This is a genomic window from Sorangium sp. So ce204, from assembly GCF_051526795.1.
Taxonomy (GTDB): domain Bacteria; phylum Myxococcota_A; class Polyangia; order Polyangiales; family Polyangiaceae; genus Sorangium; species Sorangium cellulosum_B.
This window is the reverse complement of record NZ_CP150317.1, coordinates 6,581,126-6,606,617: the sequence shown is the minus strand read 5'-3', so window position 1 is coordinate 6,606,617 and position 25,492 is coordinate 6,581,126. Positions and strand designations below refer to the sequence as shown.

20 protein-coding genes and 2 tRNA genes are annotated in these 25,492 nt (G+C 71.2%); 12 read left to right on the top strand and 10 right to left on the bottom strand.

All coding sequences use genetic code 11. The annotated features are described in order from the left end of the window. Nucleotides 1–28: 28 nt before the first annotated feature. Nucleotides 29–100: transfer RNA gene (locus WMF22_RS24570), tRNA-Val, on the bottom strand. Nucleotides 101–583: 483 nt separating this feature from the next. Between WMF22_RS24570 and WMF22_RS24565 the strand changes: the two genes are divergently transcribed. The 9 genes from WMF22_RS24565 to WMF22_RS24525 all read left to right on the top strand — a co-directional run bounded on the left by WMF22_RS24565 (nt 584) and on the right by WMF22_RS24525 (nt 11,411). Next, nucleotides 584–1,726, top strand: a complete 1,143-nt coding sequence (locus tag WMF22_RS24565; RefSeq protein ID WP_437301498.1) for a transketolase — start codon at nt 584–586, stop codon at nt 1,724–1,726. A 201-nt stretch (nt 1,727–1,927) separates the two neighbouring features. Beyond that, entirely contained in the window at nt 1,928–2,362 is a 435-nt protein-coding gene (yajC, locus tag WMF22_RS24560) for a preprotein translocase subunit YajC (RefSeq protein WP_437301497.1), read from the top strand. Between the two features lie 55 nt (nt 2,363–2,417). Continuing rightward, entirely contained in the window at nt 2,418–4,571 is a 2,154-nt protein-coding gene (gene secD, locus WMF22_RS24555; RefSeq protein ID WP_438037190.1) for a protein translocase subunit SecD, read from the top strand. Nucleotides 4,572–4,646: 75 nt separating this feature from the next. Then, a complete protein-coding gene (gene secF / locus WMF22_RS24550; protein ID WP_438037189.1) occupies nt 4,647–5,888 on the top strand; it encodes a protein translocase subunit SecF in 1,242 nt (413 codons plus the stop codon). Between the two features lie 88 nt (nt 5,889–5,976). Beyond that, nucleotides 5,977–7,737, top strand: coding sequence for a single-stranded-DNA-specific exonuclease RecJ (gene recJ, locus WMF22_RS24545; protein ID WP_437301494.1), 1,761 nt, complete (start codon nt 5,977–5,979; stop codon nt 7,735–7,737). A 40-nt stretch (nt 7,738–7,777) separates the two neighbouring features. Continuing rightward, nucleotides 7,778–8,557 (top strand): ABC transporter ATP-binding protein, encoded by a 780-nt coding sequence (locus WMF22_RS24540; RefSeq protein WP_437301493.1) that lies wholly within the window; start codon nt 7,778–7,780, stop codon nt 8,555–8,557. A 35-nt stretch (nt 8,558–8,592) separates the two neighbouring features. Further along, a complete protein-coding gene (locus WMF22_RS24535) occupies nt 8,593–9,702 on the top strand; it encodes an MlaD family protein (RefSeq protein ID WP_437301492.1) in 1,110 nt (369 codons plus the stop codon). Nucleotides 9,703–9,843: 141 nt separating this feature from the next. Continuing rightward, on the top strand, nt 9,844–10,986 hold the full coding sequence (locus tag WMF22_RS24530) for a pyridoxal phosphate-dependent aminotransferase (protein WP_437301491.1): 1,143 nt from the start codon (nt 9,844–9,846) through the stop codon (nt 10,984–10,986). 353 nt (nt 10,987–11,339) lie between these two features. Continuing rightward, nucleotides 11,340–11,411: transfer RNA gene (locus WMF22_RS24525), tRNA-Val, on the top strand. A gap of 249 nt (nt 11,412–11,660) precedes the next feature. On the opposite strand, the gene WMF22_RS24520 is transcribed toward WMF22_RS24525, so the two are convergent. Next, on the bottom strand, nt 11,661–12,611 hold the full coding sequence (locus tag WMF22_RS24520; protein WP_438037188.1) for a hypothetical protein: 951 nt from the start codon (nt 12,609–12,611) through the stop codon (nt 11,661–11,663). Nucleotides 12,612–12,662: 51 nt separating this feature from the next. Then, nucleotides 12,663–14,279 carry a TIGR02266 family protein gene (locus WMF22_RS24515; protein WP_437301489.1) on the bottom strand — a complete coding sequence of 539 codons (1,617 nt, stop codon included), beginning with the start codon at nt 14,277–14,279 and terminating at the stop codon, nt 12,663–12,665. A gap of 272 nt (nt 14,280–14,551) precedes the next feature. On the opposite strand from WMF22_RS24515, the gene WMF22_RS24510 reads away from it, so the two are divergent. Then, complete coding sequence (locus WMF22_RS24510) at nt 14,552–14,917, top strand: PilZ domain-containing protein (protein ID WP_012237106.1); 366 nt, start codon at nt 14,552–14,554, stop codon at nt 14,915–14,917. Nucleotides 14,918–15,166: 249 nt separating this feature from the next. Here WMF22_RS24510 and WMF22_RS24505 read toward each other — a convergent pair whose 3' ends face one another. The 6 genes from WMF22_RS24505 to pilB all read right to left on the bottom strand — a co-directional run bounded on the left by WMF22_RS24505 (nt 15,167) and on the right by pilB (nt 22,380). Next, nucleotides 15,167–16,807 carry a hypothetical protein gene (locus tag WMF22_RS24505; RefSeq protein ID WP_438037187.1) on the bottom strand — a complete coding sequence of 547 codons (1,641 nt, stop codon included), beginning with the start codon at nt 16,805–16,807 and terminating at the stop codon, nt 15,167–15,169. Between the two features lie 246 nt (nt 16,808–17,053). Next, a complete protein-coding gene (locus tag WMF22_RS24500) occupies nt 17,054–18,202 on the bottom strand; it encodes an OmpA family protein (protein WP_438037186.1) in 1,149 nt (382 codons plus the stop codon). Nucleotides 18,203–18,210: 8 nt separating this feature from the next. After that, nucleotides 18,211–18,486, bottom strand: a complete 276-nt coding sequence (locus WMF22_RS24495) for a DUF4398 domain-containing protein (protein WP_438037185.1) — start codon at nt 18,484–18,486, stop codon at nt 18,211–18,213. A gap of 159 nt (nt 18,487–18,645) precedes the next feature. Further along, complete coding sequence (gene lexA, locus WMF22_RS24490; RefSeq protein ID WP_012237101.1) at nt 18,646–19,338, bottom strand: transcriptional repressor LexA; 693 nt, start codon at nt 19,336–19,338, stop codon at nt 18,646–18,648. Nucleotides 19,339–19,535: 197 nt separating this feature from the next. Beyond that, on the bottom strand, nt 19,536–20,675 hold the full coding sequence (locus tag WMF22_RS24485; protein ID WP_438037184.1) for a type IV pilus twitching motility protein PilT: 1,140 nt from the start codon (nt 20,673–20,675) through the stop codon (nt 19,536–19,538). 4 nt (nt 20,676–20,679) lie between these two features. Continuing rightward, nucleotides 20,680–22,380, bottom strand: a complete 1,701-nt coding sequence (gene pilB / locus WMF22_RS24480; protein WP_437301485.1) for a type IV-A pilus assembly ATPase PilB — start codon at nt 22,378–22,380, stop codon at nt 20,680–20,682. A gap of 105 nt (nt 22,381–22,485) precedes the next feature. Here pilB and WMF22_RS24475 point away from each other — a divergent pair, with 105 nt between their 5' ends. Both WMF22_RS24475 and WMF22_RS24470 read left to right on the top strand, forming a co-directional pair. Then, a complete protein-coding gene (locus WMF22_RS24475) occupies nt 22,486–23,709 on the top strand; it encodes an FHA domain-containing protein (protein ID WP_437301484.1) in 1,224 nt (407 codons plus the stop codon). Next, a complete protein-coding gene (locus tag WMF22_RS24470; RefSeq protein WP_438037183.1) occupies nt 23,706–25,049 on the top strand; it encodes a serine/threonine-protein kinase in 1,344 nt (447 codons plus the stop codon). The genes WMF22_RS24475 and WMF22_RS24470 overlap by 4 nt, the downstream gene beginning before the upstream one ends. 14 nt (nt 25,050–25,063) lie before the next feature. Here WMF22_RS24470 and WMF22_RS24465 read toward each other — a convergent pair whose 3' ends face one another. Beyond that, entirely contained in the window at nt 25,064–25,252 is a 189-nt protein-coding gene (locus WMF22_RS24465) for a hypothetical protein (RefSeq protein WP_437301482.1), read from the bottom strand. Between the last annotated feature and the right edge of the window lie 240 nt (nt 25,253–25,492).

Sequence of the window (25,492 nt, the reverse complement as noted above, 5' to 3'; positions counted from 1 at the left end):
CTCGCAGGCTAGGTCTCCTGCTGATTTGTAGGCGCGGCCGGTTTCGAACCGGCGACCCCTACCGTGTCAAGGTAGTGCTCTACCACTGAGCTACGCGCCTATGTCCCGCCCGCTCGGCCCGAGGCCGACGAAACGGAGAGCGCCTCCTATCAAGGGGGTGGAAGTCCGTCAAGCGATATGTTTCGTGGGGTCGCTTTTGTCGTGGCGGCCCGGTGCATGTGACCGGTTCCCTGGTGTTCCTGGTGAGGGCTCGGACGGCGGCCGTCCTCGCCCCGCCGCCAGCAGCCGGTTCGCTGAATCGTCGAGCCGTCGATCGGTCGACGACGCCCGGCGGCAGCCACAGGCCGGGCGCCGGGCGCGGCAGGCTTCCCCGGCGCGCTTGGTGCGCCGGGCGAGCGACCGGCCGGGAGCCGCGCGCGGCGGAAGCGCATTGCGCGCTGGGAGCGTGAATTCTCGGATTTACGTCCGGACACTGACGAACACCGACGAGCGCGATCGCCGCGCTACTCCAGGCCGGCCGCTGTGCGGAGGCCGATCGCGCTCGCGCTTGACCTCGCGTGCGGCTCGGGCGACGAACGATGGGATGGCAGGGCCTGACGGTCTAGGCGCGCCGCCGGATCCGGCGGCGGTGATCGCACATGTCGAGGTGGCCGCGGGGAGCGCGCTGTTCGCCGCGCACGCGGCCGTGCCCGGCAATCTGCCGATCGAGCGCGCCGCGTGCGCCACCGAGGCGATCCGCGGCGCCGCCGCGCGCACGCGCGCCGGGCAGCGCGCGAGCGTCGTGCTGGGCGCCCACGAGCTCGTCGGGGCGCTCGCCGCTCTCGGCGAGGCGGCGGCGGTGCGGACGCCGGTCACCGTGCACGTCATCGAGCGCCGCGGCGGGCTCGCCGTCGGGCGCGACGAGCTCGCGCCTGCGCTCGACGTCGGCGCGGGGGTGCTCGTGACCTGGAGCAGCCAGGAGGCGGCCGACATGACGCTCGTGGCGCGGCGCGCCGCCGAGGACAGCGAGACGCCGTTCCTGCACCTCGTCGACGCCCTGCCGTCGGACGTGTCGGCCCTCGGCGGGGCGCGCGAGCTCGCGGCGCGCTTCCTCGGCTCCGAGCGGAGCGCGCCGACCTTCACCGACGCGGCGCCGGGCGAGAGCGACGGCGACGGGGGGCCTCGCCCGCAGGGCCGCGGCGTCGTCCGCAAGCGGGCCGAGCGGGGCTTCTGCGCGCGCGTTCCGTTCGCGCTCGCCAGCGCGATGCGGGAGCTCTGCGAGCTGACCGGCAGGCCGCTCGGCGCGATCGAGCGCGTCGACACCGCGGACGCGGAGGAGATCATGGTCGTCGTGGGCTGCGCGTTCCCGGCGGCCCGCGAGGTCGTGCGCAGCCTGCGCGCGCAGGGCCGCCGCGTCGGCCTCGTCGGCGTGCGCGCGCTCCGCCCGTTCTTCGGGGCCGACGTGGTGAAGACGCTCGGGCGCGCCAAGGCCATCGTGGTCCTGGAGCCGCTCGACGTGCCGCTCGCGCCGTACGGGCCCGTCGCCGCCGCGGTGAAGGCGGCGTTCGCCGACGCGCTCACCTGGGCCCCGGGCTTCCCCAGCGTCGGGCGCATCCCGCCGATCCTCTCCGCGACGTTCGCGACGATCGACGGCACAATCACCGAGCGCGACGTGCGCCTCTCGCTCGCAGAGATCGCGAGCGGGGAGCGCGCTCGCCGGCACATCGTGTTCGGCAGCGACGGCTGACGCCGCGCGGCAGCGGGAGAGCGGCAGGGACGCAAGCGCGGAAAGGGCCGCCTGGCTGCATTCCCCGGACGCCCGGGTGAGCCTGCCCGCCTAGCTCCTTGCGCGACCCTTGGATCCTGGGTATGGAGGCGGGCCCCGGGGGGTTGGGAGAGGCCCGCAATTTGCGGGCGAGCCCGTCGGGGCCCGGAGACACGCGTCACCTTGGCAAGCTCAAACTGGTTCCAGCCGAACGCCGCCCCCGGGCGAGCGGGCAACGCGCCCGCGACGCCGGTCGAAGGTCAATCGCCGCCGTCCGGAGGGCAGGAGGCGCCGCCTTCTTCGCCGTTCGGCGGAGGGGCCTTCCAGTTCCTCATCCTGGCGCTGCCGCTGCTGCTCATCTTCGTGATGACGCGGAGCCAGAGCAAGAAGCAGAAGCAGCTCGAGTCGAGCCTCAAGGCGGGCGACCGGGTCGTCACGCAGTCCGGGCTCCTCGGCAGGATCGTCGACATCAGCCCGAACTCCCCAAGGGTCAAGCTGGAGATCGCCCCTGGCGTGAACGTGCAGGTCCTGAAGAGCGCGATCCAGGGCCCCGATCCGGGCGAGGTCGCGGCGGCGGACGCCAAGGTCGCCGACGCGGCGAAGGAAAAGAAGTCGTAGGCCGGCGCTCGGCCCAACAGGAAGCTTTTTTACCGCCCCCGCGGCGCCAGACTCCATGCTCCTAAACATCTTCCAGTACGGGTTCGCCGGCGTCGCCGGCCTGTGCCTCCTCGGCGCGTGGCTCAGCCGAGCGAAGCGCGGCGTCTTCGCCTGGGCGGCGCTCTCCGCCGGCGCCGCCGCGTTCGCGGCCCACTACCACGTGTTCTGGGCCCTCGCGACGTTCGGCCTGATGGTGCCGTGGGCGCTGCTCTGCCTCGGGCCGTGGATCGATTTCGCGTGGCGGGCAAAGACGGGCTTCGTGCTGTTCCTGGCGCTCGGCTCGGCGCTCGCCATCTACCCGACCTACCACGACGAGCGGTATGGCCGCCCCGTCCACACCGGCCTCTCGTCGGAGGAGGTCGCGGAGCAGGAGACGCGGGCGAGGGCCGGCGAGCTCGGGTTCAGCCGCTTCCTGACGTCGAACATCCCGTTCCGCCTGGTGCGCGGGCTCGATCTGAAGGGCGGCCTCCGCCTCGTCTACACGGTCGACGTCGACGAGGCGATCAGCGACAAGCGCGATCGGTACTACGACGACCTGCGCGCGGCGCTCGCGAGGTCGTTCGGGTTCCACGAGGGCGACAGGCCGCCGACGATCGAGGAGATGCAGAAGCTCCAGACGAAGCTCCGCATCGAGAAGTCGCGCGAGCAGGCGGACACGATCGCGATCACGTTCAACGACCCGGCGGACTCCGAGAAGATCAACGACGAGTTCCTGGCGAAGTTCCTGCAGGAGCTGCAGCTCCAGCGCTCGGCGGATCGCCGCGTCGCGAAGTTCCGGATCCGCGACGAGGTCTCGAGCAGCATCCGCGAGCGGGCGGTGTCGCAGGCCAAGGAGACGGTGCTCCGCCGCGTCGACGGGCTCGGCCTCAAGGAGGCGAGCGTCTCCACGCGCGACGAGGACGTCATCATCGAGGTCCCCGGCGACGACGAGGCCGCGTTCACCACGATCCGCGAGATCATCAGCCAGACCGCGCGCCTCGAGTTCAAGATGGTCGACGACGACCAGGACTTCTTCGAGCCGATCGCGAGGAGCGCCAAGGAGGAGGACCTCCCGAAGGGGCTGACGTTCTCGATCGAGAACGCGCCGGTCGGCCCCGGGAAGACGAAGCCGGTCCACTTCGCGCGGATGGTGCGCGCGGAGCACGAGGAGATGCGCGACACGCTGAAGCGGCTGCGCGAGTGGGTCGGGACGCTCCAGGTCCCGGCGGACAACGAGATCGGCTTCGGCAAGCTGTACGAGTACGACGAGGAGAAGGACGCCATCGACGAGATCGGCTGGCGGACGTACTTCCTCTTCAGCAAGGCCGAGATCACGGGCGACATGGTGCGCGACGCGCAGGCGCTCCCGGATCAGAGCGAGGGCGGCCTCGGCGGCTGGTACGTGTCGATGGATTTCACCCCGACCGGGGCCGACCGGTTCGAGGACATCACCGGCAGGAACGTCAAGCGGCGGTTCGCCATCATCCTCGACGACAAGGTCGAGAGCGCGCCGGTCATCCAGACCAAGATCGGCGGCGGCCGCGCCCAGATCACGATGGGCTCGCAGAACCCCGATCAGCAGCTCCAGGACGCGCGCAAGCTCGAGCTGGTGCTCCGATCGGGCGCGCTGCCGGCCCCGATCTCCCCCTCGAACGAGCAGCGCATCGGCCCGTCGCTGGGCAAGGACGCGATCCAGCAGAGCATGAAGGGGGCCATCGCGAGCGGCCTGCTCGTCGTCGTGTTCATGGTGGTGATCTACAGCCGCGCGGGGCTCATCGCGGACGTCGCCGTCATCTTCAACCTCATCCTGCAGATCGCCGTCCTCGCGATGTTCGGGGCGTCGATGACGCTGCCCGGCATCGCCGGCCTGGTGCTCACCATGGGCATCGCGGTCGACGCCAACGTGCTGATCAACGAGCGCATCCGGGAGGAGCTGAGGAACGGCAAGAGCCCGCGCGCCGCGGTCGACGTCGGTTACGACAAGGCGTTCAGCGCTATCCTCGACGGCCACGTAACCACGCTGATCTCGGGGCTCATCCTGGCGCAGTACGGCACCGGCCCCATCAAGGGCTTCGCGATCACGCTGATCGTCGGCATCGCGATCAGCCTGTTCACCGGGGTCGTCTGCACCCGCCTGATGTTCGACTGGGCGGTCCGCGGCCGAAAGATCAAGACGCTCTCGCTCGGCTGAGAACGAGGGCGCGCGAGCCGCTCTCCGACCTTATGAGGGAGAACGCGCGAGCGGCTCTCCGATTGAGACACGACGATGGAACTCATCAAACCTGGCCGTCAGTTCGACTTCATGGGCAAGCGCTGGCTCTTCATCGGGCTCAGCGGGGTGCTGCTCATCCTGTCGATCATCTCGTTCATCGTGCCGGGGCCGAAGCTCGGGACCGATTTCAAGGGAGGCACCGAGGTCGAGGTCGCTTTCCGGGCTCCGGTATCGAGCGCCGAGGTCCGCGAGGCCGTCACCAAGGCGGGCTTCGACGCCCCGGACATCGTGTCCGTCGCGGATCAGGCCAACCCGAACCGCTACCTCATCCGGGTCCACGAGGTCTCGGCCCTGTCGGAGCAGCAGAAGGCCGCGGTGCGCGATCGGCTGTGCCTGCCGCCGGAGAACGGCTCCGTCCCCGAGGACCGCTGCCCGCCCGCTGTGCGCGCCACCGAGGTGAAGTTCAGCCCCGGCGGCGACAAGATCTCCACGCGCTACGACGCCGCGCCCGATCTGGAGGGGATCAAGAAGCAGCTCGAGGGCATCGAGGGGGTCGAGCTCAGGGCCGGCGCGAACAACCCGCTCGTCGTGAGCGAGCGCGACAACAAGGTCGAGCTCCACCTGAAGTCGAAGGGCGACCAGCTGATGGACGGCCTCCGGCAGCACCTCGGCGCGGACAAGGTGCCCGAGCAGGCGCTCCGGGTCGAGTGGATCGGCCCGAAGGCCGGCGCGCAGCTGCGCGACGCGGCCATCAAGAGCGTCGCCATCACGATCTTCTTCATCATGGCGTACATCGCGTTCCGGTTCGACATCCGGTTCGCGCCCGGCGGCATCGTCGCCCTCGTGCACGACGTCGGCATCGCGCTCGGCGCGATGGTGATCACGCAGCGGGAGATCACCCTGTCCACGGTCGCCGCGCTGCTCACGATCGTCGGCTACTCGATCACGGACACGGTCGTCGTCTACGACCGGATCCGCGAGAACCTGGGGAAGCACCGCGACATGAGCTTCGCCGCCGTCATCAACTTCTCGCTCTCCGAGATGCTCGGGCGCACGATCCTCGTGTCGATGACGACGCTGCTGTCGCTCGTCATGTTCCTCTTCTATGGCACGGGCGTCATCAAGGACTTCGCGTTCACGCTCGTCGTCGGGATCGCCGTCGGCACGTACTCGTCGATCTACGTCGCGGCGCCGCTCACCGAGTGGATCGACCGCCGGTTCTTCGGCGCGAACGGGAGCAAGCGCAAGAAGGTCCGCCGCGTCCGCACGCAGAAGCGCGCCGACGCGGTCGTCTGAGCGCCTCGCCGTGGCCGCGCGTGGCCGCGCGGCCTGAACCGCCCCAGGCCATGGACGCACCCACCCCGTCGGTGTACCCGCTTCCGTGATGAGCACCGCCACGGAGGCCTGGAGGGAGCTCCCCGAGCGCGAGGCGCCGGCCTCGGCTTCGCACGGCGCGGGGGGCGCCGCGCCCGTCGCGGATCCGGGCGAGGCGTCCGCCGAGGCGCTCGTGATGGCGCGCCAGCTGGGGCTGTCGATCACGGTCGCGGACATCCTGCACCGGGCCGGCTGGGCGCCTGACGAGGCGACCCGGCGCTTCCTCGACCCGCGGCTCTCGCACCTCACGTCGCCCGACGCGATGGCCGATCGCGAGGCGAGCGCGGAGCGGATCGCGCGCGCCGTGCGCGCCGGCGAGCGGATCGCCGTCTTCGGCGACTACGACTGCGACGGGATCACCGCGACCGCCATCATGACCAGCGGGCTGCGCGCCCTCTCGGGACAGGTGGTGCCGCTCCTCGCGACCCGCGCCGAAGGCAGCTACGGCCTCTCGGCGCCCGCGCTGGAGCGCGTGATGCGCACAGGTCCCACGCTGCTCATCACGTGCGACTGTGGATCCAGCGATCACGAGCGGCTGGCCGCGGCCCGCGCGGCCGGCATCGACTGCGTCGTCATCGATCACCACCTCGTGCCGGCCGAGCCGCTCCCCGCGATCGCGTTTCTGAACCCGCACCGCGCCGATTGCGGCTTCCCGTACAAGGGGCTCGCCTCCTGCGGGCTCGCGCTCTCGCTCCTGGCCGCCGTGCGCAAGAAGCTCGGCTCGTCGCTCGATCTCCGCCCCTACCTCGACCTCGTGGCGATCGGCACGGTCGCCGACGTCGCTCCGCTGACGGGTGACAACCGCGCGCTCGTGCGGGCCGGCCTTGGCGTGCTCCAGACCGGGCCCCGTCCAGGGCTCCGCGCGCTCGCGGCGCTCGCCAACCTCGATCTCGGGCGCGGCGCGTCCGCCGAGGACGTCGCCTTCCGGATCGCGCCCCGCCTCAACGCGCCCGGTCGGCTCGGCGATCCCGACATCTCCCTGGAGCTCCTGCTCGCGCACGACGGCGTGACCGCCTCCGCGCTCGCCGCCACGGTGGAGCAGGCGCAGATGAAGCGGCGCGCGATCCAGGACGAGATGCTGACCTCCGCGCTCGCCGAGATCGAGCGCGCCGGGTTCGCTCGGGATCCTGCGATCGTCATCGCGCGGCAGGGCTTCCACCCCGGCGTGGTCGGCATCGTCGCTGGCAGGATCACGGCTCGCTACGGCAAGCCGACGATCGTGATCGCGCTCGAGGGCGCGAAGGGGCGCGGCTCGGTGCGCGGTCCAGCGGGCGCGCGGCTCCACGACGCGCTCACCCGGTGCCGCGCCGAGCTCGTCGGCTTCGGCGGCCACCAGGCGGCGGCCGGCGTCGAGGTGCGCGCCGATCGCGTCGAGGCGCTCCGGTCGGCGTGGTGCGACGCCTTCCGCGAGCAGGACCTCCCGGCCGCCTCGGCGTTCGCGGCCGCACACGTCCGGCTCGACGATCGCGACGATCCGGCGGCCGTGGCGCGCGATCTCGAGCGGCTCGAGCCGTGCGGCGAGGGCAACCGCCCGTCGTACGTCCTCGTGGCGGGCGCGGCCGTGCGCTCCGCGAGGAACCTGAAGGGCCACCTCAAGCTGGAGCTCACGTTCGCGCGCCGCGAGATCTCGTGCTTCGGGTTCGAGCTGGGCGAGCTCGCGCCGCGGTTCACCGGCAAGCGCGTGGACGTGGTGGGCCGCCTCCGGCGCGACGCCTGGCGCGGCGGGGACGCCGTCGAGATCAGGATCGAGCACGTCGCCGCGTCCGACTGAGCGTTCGCGGCGGGCCTCCGCGGCGTGCTAGCGTGAACGCGTGGCTGAGCCGCTGATCCGGTTCTCGCGTGTGCGCAAGGCCTTCGGTCCGAAGGTCATCTACCGCGACCTGAACCTCGAAGTGTACCCGGGCGAGACGCTCACCATCATGGGCGGCTCGGGCGTCGGCAAGAGCGTCATGCTCAAGCTGCTCATCCGTCTGCTCGACGCTGACGGTGGATCTATCCAGTTTCACGGTGAGGAGATCACGCGCCTGAGCGAGTCGCGCATCGCCGGGGTGCGCCAGCGCATCGCGATGCTCTTCCAGGGCGGCGCCCTGTTCGACTCGATCTCGGTCGGTGAGAACGTCGCTTACGGCCTGCACGAGCACTACCGCAAGGAGATGACCGAGGCGCAGATCGCGGATCGGGTCAACTGGGCGCTGTCGCTGGTCGGCCTGCCGGGCATCGAGCAGATGCGCCCGGGGGACCTGTCCGGCGGCATGAAGAAGCGCGTCGGCCTCGCGCGCGCCATCGCGGTGCAGCCCGAGGTGCTGCTCTACGACGAGCCGACGACCGGCCTCGATCCGATCAACACCGAGCGCATCAACCACCTCATCAAAGGGCTGAAGCAGGCGCTCAACGTGACGAGCATCGTGGTGACGCACGACATGAAGAGCGCGTTCTCGATCTCCGATCGGATGGCGATGATCTTTCGCGGCGAGGTCATCGCGACCGGCACCCCGGACGAGTTCCGGAGGTCCACCGATCCCCATGTCGCCGATTTCATCACCGGGACCGCTCCGGTGAATGAGGACGTCCAGACGCTTCTCGGCGCGTGACGATCCTCCCGAGATCGCGCAAGATGCCCTTCTGCATGGGCAGAGCGCGCGATCTGAAGGTCGGACTCTTTGTGCTGGCGGGCCTTGTGCTCTCCGCCGTAGTCATTTTCCTGATAGGAGACGAGCGGCGGCTCTTCGACTCCTCCGTCGCCTTCACGACGAACTTCGCCGACGTCCAGGGGCTGAAGCCGGGCGCGCCCATCCGCATGGGAGGCATCGACATCGGTCACGTCGCCGAGGTCGCTTACGGCCCTGATCCGAAGGACACCAAGATCTATGTGAAGCTCGAGATCGTCGAGAGCGAGGCGAGCCGGATCAAGACGGACAGCGTCGCCCAGATCGCGAACAAGGGCCTGCTCGGCGACAAGATGCTGGAGCTCACGAAGGGGCAGAGCCCGGACTCGGTGCCGCCCGGCGGCCACATCCCCGGCGAGGTGCCGACCGACGTGATGGGGAAGGTGACCGGCATGGCCGAGAAGGCCGAGGCGACGCTCGACAACATCCAGAAGGTCTCGGAGAACATCGCCGACGAGAAGCTGCACAGGGATCTCCGCGAGACGGTCGCCTCGGCGAACACGCTGATGAAGCAGGTGACCGAGGGGGAAGGCTACCCGCACCGCTTCCTGACCGATCCCGAGGAGGCCGAGCGCATCTCGCGCACCGTGCAGAGCCTCGACCGCCTCAGCACGGAGCTCGCGAGCGCGGTGCGCGAGGTGCGGGGGGTCGTCTCGCGGGTCAAGGAGGGGCCGGGGTTCGCGCACGATGTCATCTACGGCGACGGCCCGCAGAAGCAGATTCAGCAGTTCGGGAGCGCGGCGGACGAGGTCGCCATGACGCTGCGGGGCATCCGCGAGAGCGACAGCCTCGCGCACGACGCGCTCTATGGCGGCAAGGGCGACGGCGCCGAGGCGCTCGCCAACGTGACGGCGATGACCGGCGATCTGCGGGCGATCGTGCACGACATGAGGGCGGGCAAGGGGACCCTCGGCGCCCTGCTGGTCGATCCGTCGATCTACGAGGACATGAAGAGCCTCCTCGGAAACGTGCAGCGCAACGACGTGCTCCGCGCCCTCGTGCGCTACTCGATCAAGCAGGACGAGCAGAAGCCCGCGGTCCAGGTCGGCGGCGCCACGCCGTCGCCCTGACGGCACATCCGAGCCGCCCGCGCAAGCGCCGGAGCGGTAGCGCCTTGCGTTATCTCAGGCCGCCCTTTATTCCTCAGTGTCTCGATGCCCAGGAAGCTCGCTGACCGTCTGTCGGCCGTCGCGCCCAGTGCAACGCTCGCCATGGCGGCGAGGGCCGCGCGCCTCCGCGCCGACGGGCACAAGGTCTTCTCCTTCGGCGTGGGCGAGCCTGACTTCGACACGCCGGAGCACATTCGCATCGCGGCGAAGGCGGCGCTGGACGCCGGCGCCACCCACTACACGGCCGTGTCCGGCATCTCCGAGCTGAAGTCGGCGATCTGCGCCTCGACCGAGCAGCACCGCGGCTGGCGGCCGCTGCCGAGCCAGGTCACCGTGAGCTGCGGCGCGAAGCACGCGTTGTTCAACCTCGCGACCGCGCTCTTCGAGCCGGGGGACGAGGTCGTCATCCCCGCGCCCTACTGGGTGAGCTACCCGGAGCAGGTGCGCCTCGCCGGCGCCACGCCGGTCATCGTCGACACGACCGAGGAGATGGGGTTCCGCCTCACGGCGGACGCGCTCCAGGGCGCGCTTTCTCCGCGGGTGAAGGCGATCATCCTGTGCACGCCCTCCAATCCGACCGGCTCGGCGTATGCGGAAGAGCACCTGCTCCCGCTCCTGGGCGTGCTGCGGCGCCATGACTGCTGGATCGTCGTCGACGAGATCTATGCCGATCTCACCTACGACGGGTTCCGGCACGTGTCGCTCCCGGCGCTCGCGGAGGACCTCGCGCCGCGGGTGATCGTCGTCGACGGGGTCAGCAAGACCTTCGCCATGACGGGCTGGCGGATCGGCTGGAGCATCGCGCCGGCCGAGGTCGCGAGGGCGCTCGACGTGGTCCAGGGCCAGAGCACAACGAACGCGGCGGCCGTCTCCCAGGCGGCCGCTGTCGCCGCCCTGAACGGGCCCCGCGACGCGGTGTTCGCGATGCGCGCGGCGTTCGCCCGGCGGCGCGCGCTGATGGTCGAGGGGCTCAACGCCGTACCGGGGGTGCGCTGCAGGATGCCGGAAGGCGCGTTCTACGCGTTCGCCGACGTGCGCGGGCTCTGCGGGCGCGCTTTCCAGGGGACGACGCTCGCGAGCGACGAGGACGTGGCGACGTGGATGCTCGATCAGGCGCACGTCGCCGCGGTCGCCGGCACCCCCTTCGGCGCGCCTGGGTACCTTCGCTTCTCGTATGCCTGCGATGAGGATCACATCGAAGCAGGCCTCGCCGCGCTCCGGCGCGCCGTCGCCACGCTCGATTGACCGCGCGCGTCGCTCTGCGCCGGTGCCCGCGTGCGCTCGAAGCGCAGCGGCGCCCGTCCCCGCTCGCTCGACCGCGACGCCGCGCGGACGCGGCGGTCCGCCTGGCACCGTGCCCCGGTCGCTCACCGGCGGCGCGCAGCCGGCGCGCGCGGGCCCCACGGCCGGCGCGCTGGCCGCAGCCGCCAGACGCGCCTTCACCGGCGACCCGCCGGTTCGGGCCTGGTTCGGGGCCTGATGAAGGAGCGCCGCGAAGAAGTTCGACATCGCCAGCGAGTTCTTCTTGTCGAACGCCGATGTTTGGGTTAAAAGCGCCACGTCTTTCCGAAACGGCCGGGTGACAACCGGCTGGCATCGGGCGCATAACTCAGCGGTAGAGTGCGTCCTTCACACGGACGAAGTCGCAGGTTCAAGTCCTGCTGCGCCCACCCCGATTCGCTCCTCTGGTGAGCTGGTTCCACGCATCGAGCTGCATGCGTGGCCGTGCCGCTCCCAGCGCCTGTTGAGCGGCTGCTTCGGAGCATCGAGCCGCCCACGCGGCCGTCCTGGGACCTCCATGCGTGCCGGCAGCGCTGCGGGGCTGGCAGGGCGGAAGGCCGGTCGCCGCCGTCACGTCGAGGCGCGACAGCGGCGATGCGAGGGAACAGGCCGCTCCGGGGTTGGCGAGGCGAAGGCGGTCAGCGAGCAGCGCTCGCGGCGGGCGGCGCTGCCGCCGCCTTGTCGTTCTTGCGCTTCTCGATGGCGCTGGCCGTCGCGCGGAGCTCCTTCTGGAGGGGGCCGCACCTGAGGCACTTGCGCGTCCGATGGCCCCGGCATGGCTGGGGGGTGCCGAACGCCTTGATGTAATGGAGCGCGCGGACATCGCCCTCCTCGCGCGCCCTGGCGAGCATCGCCTTGGTGGGGCAGTCCGTGAGGCGGCGCAGATCGTCGGCGACGAGCAGCGCCGGCGACGCGAGCTGCCGCACGCTGCTCTCCATCAGCCGCGTGCTCGCGTGGTCCCTCGGCCAATCGCCGAACTTCGGCGCGGTCACCACCTCGTAGAGCAGGTCGGGACCGCGGCTTCCCATGTGCTTGGCCATCAGATCGAACGCCGTGAGGGCGAGGTCCGGGGTGCCGTTCGCCGCCCTCAGGATGATCTGCTTGAGATCGTCGTTCCCGACCTCCTCGGGAGCGATCTCGAACAGCCGCTGCGCCGTGAGCAGCGCGGCCGCCATCGCCTTCTCGCGCCCCTGCGCCACCGCGAGCGCCCGAAGGACCGCAGGGTCTTCCGGATACCGCTGCGCGAGCGAGCCGAGCGCCGCGCTCCCCGCGGCCTGGGCGCTCTCGAGCTCCGCGGGTTGAGCGCGGGCAGGCGGCGCCTTCGCCGGGGCCTCGGGCTCCGCGGGCGCGAGCGCCGGCGCCGGCTCGGGGGCCGGCGCGCTGCTGCTCTCGCGGCCGCTGCTGCTGGGCGCGGCCGCCGGCGAAGGGCTCGGCGAGGCGCTGGCGCCTCCCTCGAGCGCCGTCACGGCCGTCGGATCGCGCAGCGCGACCGCGCCGCAGACGAGCCCGGTCGCGGCCAGCAGGCCCAGCGCGGCCAGCGTGGCGGCCGCCTTCGAGCGGCCCAGCCCTGATTCACCGACGTGACTCACCGAGCCGCTCATCGCAGCTGCCTCTCCCGCGGAGGACCCGCGGCCTGGTCATCAACCGTAGGGATCGTCGTTCTTCGGCGGCTTCGGCGCGGCCGGCCTGGGCCTGGGCGCCGCCGGCTTGGGCGCCGCGGGCGCCGCCGTCGCCGTGGGGGCCGCGGGCTCCGGCGCCGGGGTGGTCGCTGCAGGCTCCGCGGTCGCCTTGGGCGCCGCGGGCTCCGCCGGCGCCGGCGCCGCAGGCTCGGCCGTCACCTTGGGCGCCGCGGGCTCCGCGGTCGCTCCGGGGGGCGGGGTGGCGCTCGCCGCCGGCGCCGCCGGCGCTTCGGCGGTCGTCGTGGGCGCCGCCGTCGCGGCGGGCGCAGCCTTGTCCGTCGCCGCGGGCACGACCTCCGTCGGCTGAGGCTTCTCCGCGGGAGCCGCAGGTTTCTCCGCCGGCGCTGCAGGCTTCGCCGCGGGCTGCTCCGGCGCGGCCGGCGGGGTCGCGGAGGGCTTGTCGCTCTGCCCGAAGACGAGCCAGAGCGCGCCGCAGAGCGCCGCCGCGACAAGCAGGATCGTGAGCAGCCGCCCGGTGCCGCTGCTCTCCTCTTCCTGTGCGAGCGGAGTCTGCGCCGCGGGTGCGGCCTTGGCCGTGGCCGCCTTGTCTTCCTTGGGCTTGGCGGCCGCTGGCTTCGCCTTCGCCTGATCGTCGGCCGCCTTCACGTCCTGGCGCGCAGGCTTGCCGTGCGGATCCTCCGCCGGCGCCCGGTCCGCGACCTCGGCCGGCCTCCTGGCAGCGGCCGCCTTCGCTGGTCTCGCCTCGGCCGCGGGCGCCTCGTCCCGCGCCTCCCGCTCGTTCGCCAGCTGAGCGACCGCCTGGACCGGCATCGCCGCCGGCTCGGCCAGCGGCCTGACGTGCTCCTCTTTCGGCGCCGGAGCGGGCTCGGCCTTCTTCGGCGGGGCGGCCATGAGCGGCTCCTTGGACGGGCCGATCTCGTCCAGCGAGCCGCCGGCATCGGCGAGCGCTTGCTTCAGCAGCTCGGCCGCCTGCTTCATCATCGTCCGCTCGTCGGGCGGCGGCATCTCCTTCTCGGGGTTCGTCTGCGGGAAGAAGCTGCCGCCCTCCGCGACGTCGGCCTTCTTCGCCTCGCCCTTGCCCGCGTCGCCCTTCGCCCCGATCGAGCCGAGCCCCAGCATCGTCGACGCCCGCTTGACCTGCGCCTGCGCTGCCTTGGAGGCCGCGGGCTCGGCCTGCGGCGCGCTCGCGGTCGCCGACGGCGCCGTGATCTCCTGCACGTCGTCGCCCAGATCCGCGCGGTCGGTGATGCCGGCCTCGAACGCCGACCCGGCGCCCGCTTGCGCGTCGACGAGCCGGGTGATCACGGCCTTGGATTTCTCATCGATCTTGATGAACTTCACGCCCATGCCCGCCGGGTGCGCGTCGCTCCCCTGCGCGGGCTCGCGCTTCCACACGACGCGGCCGACGCCGGCGATCACGGCTTGCTCGTCCTGCAGACGGATCTCGAACTTGAGCAGCGTGCCAGCGGGGAAGGGCGACGGCGTCTTGATGAAGATGCCGCCACGGCTCACGTCATGCGAGTGGTGCTCGATGAACTCGTCGACCGTGGCGCTCTTGTAGCGGACGGTCATCTGCAGCACTCTCGCTCGCGGATCTTTGCGTGTGTCCTGGGCCATCAGGGTAGAACTCCCGTCTACTTCGCGACTCGCTCGCGACTCGCTCCAGCGGATGTGGTCCGCATGTTACCCAAGGTTCGCCGCGAAGCCCAAAGGCTAACACGTGACGGTCGCTTTACCGAACGCAGCCATGGGCGACCGGGCGAGCATGCTGTTCGCGCGGCGCGCGTCACCGCGCTCGCGCCCGCGCCCCTGCGCCGCAGGGCATGGCGAACCGAGCGTGGGCGCGCGTCTCTCGTGATATGTTCGCGTCGACTGGAGAATGCGCCAGGATGGCTGTCCGGGACCACTTTCGCGTTCACGCGAGGCGACGCGTCGATCTTGGGGCGACGCTGCGCGATCGCCAGTCGATCGAGGAGCACGGCGTTCGCATCCGCGATCTGGGGCTGGGCGGCGCCGGCATCGAGCTGTCCGAGGCCCAGCTCGCGTCGGAGCTCCTGGATCCCGAGGCGTCGGTGACGCTCGAGGTCACCGCCCCGAACCTGTGGGATCCGCTGAGCCTCCGCGGTCGCATCGCCTGGATCCGCCGCGGTGCGGCGGGCCGGCCGGCGCGCGCGGGCGTTCGCTTCGAGCACCACGACGCCGGGTCGCTCTACGGACTCTACCAGCTGCTCGGCACCGAACACTTCGATCTTTAGCGCGGGGGGCGCCCGCTTCGGATACGGGCCCATCTCGACGTTTTCGGTGCTCACCGCACCGGAGTGCGCTTCCGCGCCGAAAACGCCGATCTGGGCCCGTCTCCTGTGCGGGCACCCCCCGCGCTGCGGCTGGAAAGGGGAGCGGGGGCGGAGGGGCTCGGCTGTATCGACGCGCTGCGCTGCGGCGGGGACGGCGCGCTGGAGCACGTCTGCGCGTCGGCGATGTCGCTGTAGGTGCGGGAGGCGGCGCTAGAAGGCGAACACGGGGCTGACGGTGGGGGCCAGGACGAGGCCGAGCGTTGGCCACATCAGCATCACCTTCATCTCGGCAGAGACTCCGAAGTTCTGGGTGATGCCGTAGACCACACCGGCGCCCAGCGCGGAGAAGTTCCGCCCGGTGATCTGGTAGGCGTCGAGATTCTCGACGTAGCGGGTGTTCGCCAGACACCTGTTGCTGCTGCTGGTGCGCACCAGATCCCCCTCCTCGGTGCGGCGATCGCACACATCCACAGGCACCGAGGCGTTCACCTGGGCCAGCCCGATGGGCGAGGCGAAGGCATAGGGGCGGAACCCGCCCTTCTCGACGATCCGATCCCCCAGGAGGAAATACGTGGCGCGGAGCTCGGCATGGAGCGGCAGGAAGCTGAGCGCCTGGAGATGCGGGTTCTGCAGGTCATTGCCCGCCTCGTCCGTCCACGGGTTCGGCGCGTTCTTGGAAGACGGCGAGCCGCCGAACGCGAATCCGACCCGCACGCCGAGGAGCAGCGACAGGTCCGAGAACAGCTGCCGATCGTACGACAGCATCACCCGCCACCCAGCCAGGCTCAGGCCGCCCTTGACCCCGTTCGTTCCCTCCAGATCCGCGGGCTCGCCGTAAAACTGCCGGCCGTCGCCGCCCGGATAGAAGCAGGCGTACGCGGCGTCGCTGCCCGAGCAGACGTAATCCGTACTGCGCACCAGGAGCAGGTCGAGCTGGCCGGAGACGCCGACCACGTTGCGGTTGCCCTTGCCCTTGCCCTTCGACGCCCCGCCGCCTTCGTCGCTCCCCTGCTCGCAGGTCCCGTTCACGCAGGCGAGCCCCGACTGGCACTCCTCGGTCGCCTCGCAGGCCGCACCCCAGGTCTTGTCCCCGCGCTGGCCGCCAGCCTCGGGGCAGCCAGGCAGGCCTGGCGGGCAATCCTCCTTCGCGGCGCACCGCCTCGGCGGCTCCTGGCCAGGCAGCGACGGCTCCTGCTCGATCTCGTTCTTGATCGGCACCCGGTGAGGCGCCTGCATCGAACCGGCGGTGCCCACCGGATCGCCCGCCTCGTCCCTCAGGATGACGAAATACCGGATATCGCCGGTCGTCGTGACATCCTCGCAGGGGATCTCCACCCCGAAGCCGCCCTCGATACGCTTCATCTCGAGCGACTTCCACTTGGGCGAGCCGAACGGCTTGTAGCGGAGCGTCGCCTTGGACGCGTCGATCTCCTCCGGGATCTCGACATACACGGGCACCGGCGTGTTCACCGCCTGCTCCGCCACCGGCGTGTGGGGAACGTCGCCCGCCGCGGCCTTCGTGGCCTTGCCGCCGTCGCGAGGCGCCTTCCCGGCGGCCTGCGCCTCCTTCTGGGCCTCCTTGAACGCCTGGGCCAGCTCGGTCGTCGTCAGCGCGTCGATGAGCGCCGCCTTCGGATCGGCCTGGAGCGCCAGCACGAACTCGGCCCTGGCCTGCCGGAGCTTGTTGCCGCCGCCGTACACCGTGCCGAGCGCGATGTGCAGCTTGCCGACCACCTGCTTCGAGCACGCGTTCTTGTCGCACTTCTTCAGGGCGTCTTTGAGCTTCTTCTCCGCCTTGTCGAACTCGACAGAGAGGTAGTCATCGTCCATCGCCTGGTTGTGCAGCCTCATCGCCTCGGCGTCCTTTTCGCCGGCGGCGCCGGCGATCGCCGGCGCGCCGAGGACCCACAGCGAAGCCAGTGCAGACGCGAGACGAGCGCGGCGTGAACGACGGGAAAACACGGGTTCAGACCTCCAGGGTGTGCTGGGGAGGGGCTCTTGCTTTCAGGAGGAGGGGGCCGGGTCCGGCCCCCTGGGCTGCGCGGTCGAGAGCGACCGTACCCCGATACGCCAGGCGGTGCCCCCGCGACGGCTGGACTACTGCGCGCCCTCCGTGCGGACGAACTGCACGCGCCGGTTCAGGGCACGGTTCTGGTCGGACGTGTTCGGCACGATCGGCTGCTCCATGCCGTACCCCTTCGATGTCAGCCGGGCTTCGTCGATGCCCTTGGCCACCAGGTACTTCTTCACCGAGGCCGCACGCCGATCCGACAACTTCTTGTTGTAGGCCGCGGCGCCCTTGTTGTCCGTGTGCCCCTGGATCTCGATCCTGATCTTCGGGTTCTGCTGGAGGACGTCCACGACGGCGTCGAGGATCGGGAAGCTCTCGGGCCGGATCTTGTCCTTGTCGAACTCGAAGTGGATCTGCTGCGTGATCTTGATCTCCTTCTCGGTGACGATGACAAGGCTCGGCTTCTTCGGGCAGCCCGGCTTGTCGCCGCCGACCACGCCCGGCTCGTTCGGGCACTGGTCCTCGAGATCGACCACGGTGTCCTGGTCGTTGTCCGGCTCGGGGCAGCCGTCGGCGTCCTCGTAGCCGTCCGGATCCTCCGGATCGTTCGCGCAGTTCTTGCCCGTGCTGTCCTTGTCGTTCGCGTCGAGGATCGTGTCGAGGTCGTTGTCGAGCTCGGGGCAGCCGTCCTCGTCGAGGTAGCCATCCTTGTCCTCGGGCAGGAGCACGCAGCTGTCCTTGCTGTCCGTCAGGCCGTCGCCGTCCGTGTCCGGATCGTCCGGGCAGCCGTCATCGTCCTGGAAGCCGTTCCAGGTCTCGGCGTCGCACGGACACTTCTTGTCCTGCGGATCGAGCAGCCCGTCGCCGTCGCAGTCTCCGGGCTTGGGCGGCGGCGCCTCCTCGACGAACCCGCGCTCGGCGCACTTCTGCGGCGGCGAGAGGTCGTACGCGGCGTGCGTGTTCGCCTTCGCGATGTCGAGGTGCTCCTTGGCCCGGACGAAGAAGCCCTGATCGAGCTCGACCGAGGCGAACGACAGGTGCGACTTCGCCATCGCCAGCTCGCGCGGCGCGCAGCGGAGCGCGCCGTTGCGCTCCGCCTGCTTCGCGATGGTGGTCAGCGCCTCGATGTCGCCGCGCATGACCGGCACCTGCGTGCACGAGAAGGCGGCCCCGGCGATCGCCACGACAGCGACGGCGCCTGCGCGACGGGCGCGGCGGGAACTGCGGCGCGTCATTCCAATGCTCATCGACCCGCGCCCTCGTGCGCCTGTTTCGCTAGGGTGATCGCCTTGTCCGCGTACTCCTCTGCGACGTCGGCGAAGTCGATCGCGTCGCCGTAGTCGGCGGCCGCGGCCTCTTCCCGAGCCTTCCAGAGGTGCTCGCGCGCGGTGTAGTACTCGTACGGCGCATACTTCTCTGCGCCGAGCGCCTCGGCCGTCTCGAGCTTGCTCGAGGCCGAGTTCGCGGTGAACGCGTAGAGGGTACCGCCGCAGCCGCCCGTGAGAGCCGCCGCGAGCACCACACCCGCGCCTGAAATCCAAGTCCCGAATCGCCGCCCGTGCGTCGTCACGATCGCGTTCTTTCTGGAGCGGGCACCTAAGACCGTCTGCCCGGCCGTCGCGACGCTATCAAGGCCGCTCGGCGCACGTCAACCGGCTCGGGTAAGGGAAAGGTGAGGTCAGAGCTTCCGGTAGACGCCGACGACCACGCCGAGGAGCATCGCGGGCTTGAAGTCGCTCGCCCGGACCAGGATCGGCGCCATCGCCGCGTTCGCCGGCTGGAAACGCACGTAGTCCTTCTCGGGGAAGAAGTATTTTACGGTCGCCTCGTCGCCGATCAGCGCCACCACGATGTCGCCGCGCTGCGCGGTGAGCTGCCGGCGCACGAAGATGTAGTCGCCGCTGAAGATGCCCGCCTCGATCATCGAGTCGCCGGTGACGCGCAGGCCGAACACCTCGCGCCCGCCGCGCACCAGCGTGCGCTCGATCCGGACCGTATCGAGGACGTGCTCCTCGGCGAGGATCGGCAGGCCCGCGGCGATCCGGCCGACGACCGCGATCTCGACGAGGTCGTCCTCCTGGTCATTTGCAGGGGCGTCGTTCCCACCGTTCACGAGCGCGCCGCGGAGATCGGCGCCGCCGCCGGCGCCCGCGCCGTCGAGATCGCGCGGGCGGAGCGCGCGCGACTTCATGTCCTCGCGCGTGAGGTAGCCCTTGCGCTCGAGCGCCCGGAGGTGATCGTTCACCCCGTTCGTCGAGCGAATCCCCATATGCGCGCCGATCTCGCGCAGCGTCGGCGGGTAGCCGCGCTCGCTGATCGACTGCCGGATATAGTGAAGCACCTGCTGTTGTCGCTCGGTGAGCCCCTGCATCGGGCGGAACCTACTGAACGGTTGGGTAGATGTCAAAAAAGTGTGGAGCCCCCTCTCCAAGGCATCGATTTTACTGCGATTTTCTGGATGCCAGCGGCGCCCGCCCGCCTGCCCGCCCGCCTACTGGCGCGCCGCGCCGTGAGCCGCGAGGCGCGTCGAGCGTGCAGGGTGAACCGAAGGGCAGGGCGCCGCTGTGGTCAACCCTGCTTCGGGCCGCTGTTCCGTGAGCTCACCGCCTGACGGGGCTCCAGCATCGCCCGGATCTCTTCGCCGTCGGCGGCCGCCGCGAACGCCTCCTCCAGCGTGATCATCCGGCGCTGGTAGAGGGACACGAGCGACTGGGCCATCGTCTGCATGCCGCTGCCGGCCTGGCCCACCTGCATCTGCGAGTAGATCTGGTGGAGCTTGTCCTCCCGGATGAGGTTCCGGATCGCCGCGTTCGGGATCATGACCTCCATCGCCATGACGCGCCCAGGGCCGTTCGCGCGCGGCAGGAGGAGCTGCGTCATCACGGCGACGAGCGTGAACGAGAGCTGCTGGCGCACCTGCGACTGCTGGTGCGGCGGGAAGACGTCGATGATGCGGTTGATCGTCGAGATCGCCGAGTTCGTGTGGAGCGTGGCGAACACGAGGTGGCCGGTCTCGGCGATCGTCAGCGCCGACTCGACGGTCTCGAGGTCGCGCATCTCACCGACGAGCACGACGTCCGGATCCTGGCGCAGGGCGTACCGCAGGGCGTCCTTGAACGACGCGGTGTCGGAGCCGATCTCGCGCTGGTTCACGAGCGACAGCTTGTGCGGGTGCAGGTACTCGATCGGATCCTCGATCGTGAGGATGTGCAGCCGCTGCTCCGAGTTGATCTTGTCGATGATGCTCGCGAGCGTGGTCGTCTTGCCCGAGCCCGTCGGGCCCGTCACGAGCACGAGGCCGCGGGGCTTGGCGGTGATGTCGAGCACGACCGGCGGCAGGCCCAGCTCGTCGAAGTTCATGATCCGGAAGGGGATCTGCCGGAACGCGGCGGCGACGGCGCCGCGCTGCATGTAGATGTTGGCGCGGAAGCGGGCGAGCCCCTTCATGCCGAACGAGAGATCGAGCTCGTTGCGCTGCTCGAACGCGGCCACCTGCTCCTCGCTCAGCACCGAGTAGCAGAGCTGCTTCGTGTCGCTCGGCATGAGCGGCGGGAGCTTCAGCGGCACCACCGTGCCGTCGATGCGCAGGAGCGGCGGCGTGCCGCTCGTGATGTGCATGTCGCTCGCGCCCTTCTCCACCATCGCGCGGAGGAGCTGCTGGAGCGTGTACCGGAGGCCTTCCTGCTGTCCGACGAGCTCGGTGGTCATGCGCTCAGTCCCCCATCGTCACGCGGCCGACCTCCTCGGTCGTGGTGACGCCCGCGAGCACCTTCTCGATCCCGCTCATCCGGAGGGTCAGCATCCCGCCCTTGATCGCGGCGGCCTTGAGCTCGGCCGTGGACGCGCCCTGGAGGACCATCTCCTTCAGCGCGTCGGTGAACCGCATGACCTCGTAGAGCGCGACGCGGCCCTTGTAGCCCGAGCCGTTGCAGGTCTTGCAGCCCGCGCCGCGGACGAGCTCCGCGCGCGCCACCTGCTGCTCGGTGAAGCCGAAGTCGAGGAGCACCCTCGCGTCGACCTTCAGCGGGACGCGGCAGTCGGGGCAGATCTTGCGCGCGAGGCGCTGGGCCAGCACGAGGTTCACGCTGGCGGTGATGAGGAACGGCTCCACGCCCATGTTGAGGAGGCGCGAGATCGTCGACGGCGCGTCGTTCGTGTGCAGCGTCGAGAGCACGAGGTGGCCGGTGAGCGCGGCCTTGACGGCGATCTCGGCCGTCTCGAAGTCGCGGATCTCGCCGACCATGATGATGTCCGGGTCCTGCCGGAGGAACGACCGCAGCGACATCGCGAAGTTCAGCCCGATGTCGTCGTGCATCTGCACCTGGTTGATGCCGTGCAGGTTGTACTCGACAGGGTCCTCGGCGGTGCTGATGTTCGAGCCGATCTGGTTGAGCTCCGACAGCGCCGAGTAGAGCGTCGTCGTCTTGCCGGAGCCGGTCGGGCCGGTGACGAGGACCATGCCCCACGGCTGGCTGATGGCCCACTTGAAGTCGGCGAGCGGCTTCGGATCGAAGCCGAGCTTCGCCATGTCGAGCTGCAGGTTCGACTTGTCGAGGAGGCGGAGGACGATCTTCTCGCCCCAGATCGTCGGCAGCACCGAGACGCGGAAGTCCATCTCCCGGCCCCTGCCCATCTTCAGCTTGATGCGGCCGTCCTGCGGGAGCCTCCGCTCGGCGATGTCGAGCGAGCTCATGATCTTGAGGCGGCTCGAGATCGCGTTCTTCAGCTTGATCGGCGGCTGCATCTCCTCCATCAGCACGCCGTCGATGCGGTAGCGCACGCGGAGCTTCTTCTCGTACGGCTCGACGTGGATGTCGCTCGCGCCCTTCTTGATGGCGTTCAGGAGGATCGCGTTGACGAGCCGGACCACGGGCGCGCCCTCGGCGGCCTTCTCCAGCTCGAGGACGTTCACGTCGTCGGCCTCGACCTGGAAGCCGACCTCCTCCTCCCCGAACTCGCTCAGCACCTCGTCGTAGGAGGGGCCGACGTTGTAGGCGCGCTCGATCGCCTCCGTGATGCCGGTCTCGGACGCGACGACAGGCTCCACGTTGAAGCCCGTGAGGAACTTGATGTCGTCGATCGCGTGGAGGTTCGTCGGATCGGCCATCGCCACGACGAGCGCCGTCCCCGACCTGGAGATGGGGATGATCTTGTGCTTCTCGCAGACGTCCCGCGAGACGAGGCGCGAGACCTCCGCGTCGATCTCGTACTCGTCGAGGGCGACGGCCGGGACGCGGTACTGCGTCGAGAGGAAGCTCGTGATCTCTCCGTCGGAGATGTACCCGAGCTTGGCGAGCGCGTACCCGAGGTTCTGACCTGTCTTGCGCTGCTCCTCTTGGGCTTGCCTGAGCTGTTGGAGGCTGATGAGCTTTTCGCGGACGAGCAGTTCGCCGAGGCGGTTCGTTGTCGACATCGAGGCCGCAAATCCTGCGGGTGACGAGGGAGGGAGTCAACGCTGGCGGTTGGGGCCGGCGCGCATCAAGGGTAGGATGTCGGACGGTGGCGAGGATGGCGCTGCGTGAGTCTCTTTGAACGGTTCGGGCTCAGGCGGGGGGACAGCCGACGCAGGGCGGCCGAGGCCAAGGAGCTCGCCGGCGATCTCGCGGGGGCGGTCGAGCTGTACCTCGACGCCGGGATGCCGGACGACGCGGCCCGGGTCCTGCTCCTCCGGGCGGACGCCGAGCGCAGCGTCGAGAAGCGGATCGCCTTCTGCGCGTCGGCGTCCCGCATGGCAGAGAGCCCGGAGCTCAAGCGCTCGGCGCTCGGGCGCAAGGCGCTGCTCGCGTTCGATCTGGTGCGCGCGCGGGGCGCGAGCGTGATGCGGAGCGAGGCGCTGGCCGTCGCGCGCGATCTCGAGGAGGCGGGCGAGCTCGAGCGCGCGGCCGACGCGTACGCCCTGGTGGGCGACACCGAGTCGGAGACGCGGGTGCTGGCCGCGGCGGGCGCGATCGAGCGGCTCGAGGAGCGGCTCCGCTCCGCGATGACCGTCGAGAGGGACCAGCGAGAGCTCGCCGCCGTCCTGCGGTCGATCGCGGATCTCGACCGGATGGCGGAGCGCCGCGAGGCGATCGCGGTGGCCGAGGCCTGGATCGCGGGGAACCGCGGCGGCGAGCAGGTGGCCGACGCCCTGCGCGCGATCCGCGCGCGGCTCCTCTCGGGGCCGATCCTGTCGCTCGAGCTCGGCGGCGCGCTCCTGCGGTGCGCGCTCGGCGACGAGGTCACGATCGGCCGCGGCGAGGCGACCATCGTCGTCGCGTCCCGCGCCGTCAGCAGGACGCACGTGAGGATCCGGCGCGGCCCGTCCGGCGTCGAGGTCGAGGATCTCGGGACGCGCAACGGCACGACGCTGGCGGGCGCGCGGCTCACGGGGCCGCTGCCCGTCGGCCGCGGCGTGCAGCTCCTGCTGGGCGGGGAGGTGCCGTGCGCGATCACGCCGCGGACCGGGGAGGGGTGCGTGGTGGAGATCGCGGGCGATCGCTTCACGGCGCCGCTCGGCGATCTGCCGGTCGGCCCCTGGCGGATCCGCGTCGATCGGGCGGGGGCCTCGGCGTTCGTCGCGCTGAAGACGCCGCCGGGGGCGCCGCCGCCGTTCCTCGGCGACTACCAGCTCGCGCCGTCGGTCGAGCTCTGCGCGGGCGACGCGATCGCCTCGGCGCGCGGGGGGACGGCGGTCTTCCGGCTGCCCCCCGCGGGCGAGGCTCCGTCGATCCGGCGCGGCGGCGCCGAGGGCGGCGCGGCGTGAGCCTGTGGCGGCGGCTCAAGGAGCGCCTCGGCGGCGCCGCGGCGGACGGCGGTGCTCCGGCGGACGCGCGCGGCGGCGCCGGGCCGGGCGGGGCGGACGTCGGGGGCAGCGCGCATCCTGCGCGAGCGGAGCGGCCGCAAGCGCACGCGCGCGCGTCGCGCGAAGGAGGAAGCGACGACATCGCGCGCCTGCGGAGCGCCGGCGCGCGGGAGGGGCCGTCGACGGACGAGGTCATCGCCGTGCTCCGGCGGGCGCGCGGGACGCTCCGGGAGGCGGAGGCCGTGGCGCACCTCGTCGCGGCGATGGAGGAGCGGGTGCTGCCCGATCCGATCCGCGTGGCCTGCGCGGATCTGCTCGCGGCCCGGGGCGACGAGCAGGGCGCGCTCGCCGTGCTGGAGGGCGCCGCGTCGCGCGAGCGCGGGGGCGCGTCGCGCGCGCAGCCGGTGTCCTCGACCGAAGGCCTCGTCCTCGCGGCCGATCTCTACGCCTCGCTGGGGCAGCTCCCGCGCGCGGTCGGCGCGATCGAGCGCGTGCTCGTCCGGGAGATCGGCGCGCCGGGCGCGCGCGAGCGCCACCAGCGCTGGCGGGCGGCGCTCGGCGCGGATCGGCCCGCCGCGGTCGCCCGCCTGGACGACGCGACCGTGGTGGCGCCCTCGGCGGGCAAGAGCCCGTTCCGCCTGCTCCGGGAGGTGGCGCGCGGCGGCGCCGGCGCGGTGTACGAGGCCGAGGACGAGGTGCTCGGCCGGCGCATCGGGTTCAAGGTCTACCACGGGCGGGGCGGCGACCGGGCGCACCTCACCCGCGAGGTGCGGCTCGCCGCGGCGCTCGGGGGCCCCGGCGTCGTGCGGGTCTTCGACGCGGACCCCGAGGAGGGGTGGATCGCGCTCGAGTGGATCGCGCGGGGGTCGGTGAGAGACGTGCTCCGCGCCGGCGACGCGGCGGCGCTCGCGCCGATCGCGCGGTGGGCGCGTCCGCTCGCGCGCGCGCTCGCCCGGATCCATGAGCGCGGCTACGTCCACGCGGACGTGAAGCCGGCGAACGTGCTCCTGCGCAACCTCGGCGAGCCCGTGCTCACCGACTTCGGGCTGGCCAGGCCGCGCGGCGCGCCGTCCGCCGGCGGCAGCCCAGGCTACGTCTCACCGGAGCGGCTCGCCGGGCGGGCGAGCGATCCGCGCGATGACGTCTACGGCTTCGGCCGCGTGCTCGAGGACGTCCTCGTCCACCTCGAGCCGCTCGGCGGCGAGGGGCTCGCTCCCTGGAAGGAGCTGTCGCTGCTGTGCCTCGGCCCGGACGAGGACCGGCCGCCGGACGGCGCCGCGCTCGTCCGGGCCGCCCGCTGAGCGCCGCGGCGGGCTCAGCAAGCTTCGAGGCAGCGCTGGTACCGATCGAGCGCGGCCGCGTCGGTGCCGTCGAACGCGCCGCAGGGAGCCTCCGCCGCGCACGCCGACGCGCACCGGACGCGGCCGTCGCACGACGCCTCGGCGGAGATGCCGCCGCCGTGGAAGCCGCACTCCTCGGTGTGCTCCGTCGCCTCGTCGCACACGCTCCCGCAGCCGGACGCGAGGGCGACCGCGAGCGCAATTGACGCAGCTGACGCAGCCGACGCGGCTGACGCGGCGCGAGCTGCTCGTGCGCTTCGGGGTGCTTCCGTCCACCAACGACGCCTGCCTTCGCTCATGCCTGTTCTCTGCCGGCCGATCTCTCGTGCGGGGGACCTCACGCTGCGCCGTGGTGCGGCGCAGCGTGGCAACCCGCTTCGCTTCGGGCGCGGCCCTGGGTAGAT

Excerpts from the sequence above, each read along its gene's own strand:
- WMF22_RS24565 (WP_437301498.1), top strand. The coding sequence starts at position 584 with ATGGCAGGGCCTGACGGTCTAGGCGCGCCGCCGGATCCGGCGGCGGTG.
- secD (WP_438037190.1), top strand. The coding sequence starts at position 2,418 with ATGCTCCTAAACATCTTCCAGTACGGGTTCGCCGGCGTCGCCGGCCTG.
- secF (WP_438037189.1), top strand. The coding sequence starts at position 4,647 with ATGGAACTCATCAAACCTGGCCGTCAGTTCGACTTCATGGGCAAGCGC.
- recJ (WP_437301494.1), top strand. The coding sequence starts at position 5,977 with ATGAGCACCGCCACGGAGGCCTGGAGGGAGCTCCCCGAGCGCGAGGCG.
- WMF22_RS24535 (WP_437301492.1), top strand. The coding sequence starts at position 8,593 with ATGGGCAGAGCGCGCGATCTGAAGGTCGGACTCTTTGTGCTGGCGGGC.
- WMF22_RS24530 (WP_437301491.1), top strand. The coding sequence starts at position 9,844 with ATGGCGGCGAGGGCCGCGCGCCTCCGCGCCGACGGGCACAAGGTCTTC.
- WMF22_RS24515 (WP_437301489.1), bottom strand. The coding sequence starts at position 14,279 with ATGGCCCAGGACACACGCAAAGATCCGCGAGCGAGAGTGCTGCAGATG.
- WMF22_RS24510 (WP_012237106.1), top strand. The coding sequence starts at position 14,552 with ATGGCTGTCCGGGACCACTTTCGCGTTCACGCGAGGCGACGCGTCGAT.
- WMF22_RS24505 (WP_438037187.1), bottom strand. The coding sequence starts at position 16,807 with ATGAGGCTGCACAACCAGGCGATGGACGATGACTACCTCTCTGTCGAG.
- WMF22_RS24500 (WP_438037186.1), bottom strand. The coding sequence starts at position 18,202 with ATGACGCGCCGCAGTTCCCGCCGCGCCCGTCGCGCAGGCGCCGTCGCT.
- lexA (WP_012237101.1), bottom strand. The coding sequence starts at position 19,338 with ATGCAGGGGCTCACCGAGCGACAACAGCAGGTGCTTCACTATATCCGG.
- WMF22_RS24485 (WP_438037184.1), bottom strand. The coding sequence starts at position 20,675 with ATGACCACCGAGCTCGTCGGACAGCAGGAAGGCCTCCGGTACACGCTC.
- pilB (WP_437301485.1), bottom strand. The coding sequence starts at position 22,380 with ATGTCGACAACGAACCGCCTCGGCGAACTGCTCGTCCGCGAAAAGCTC.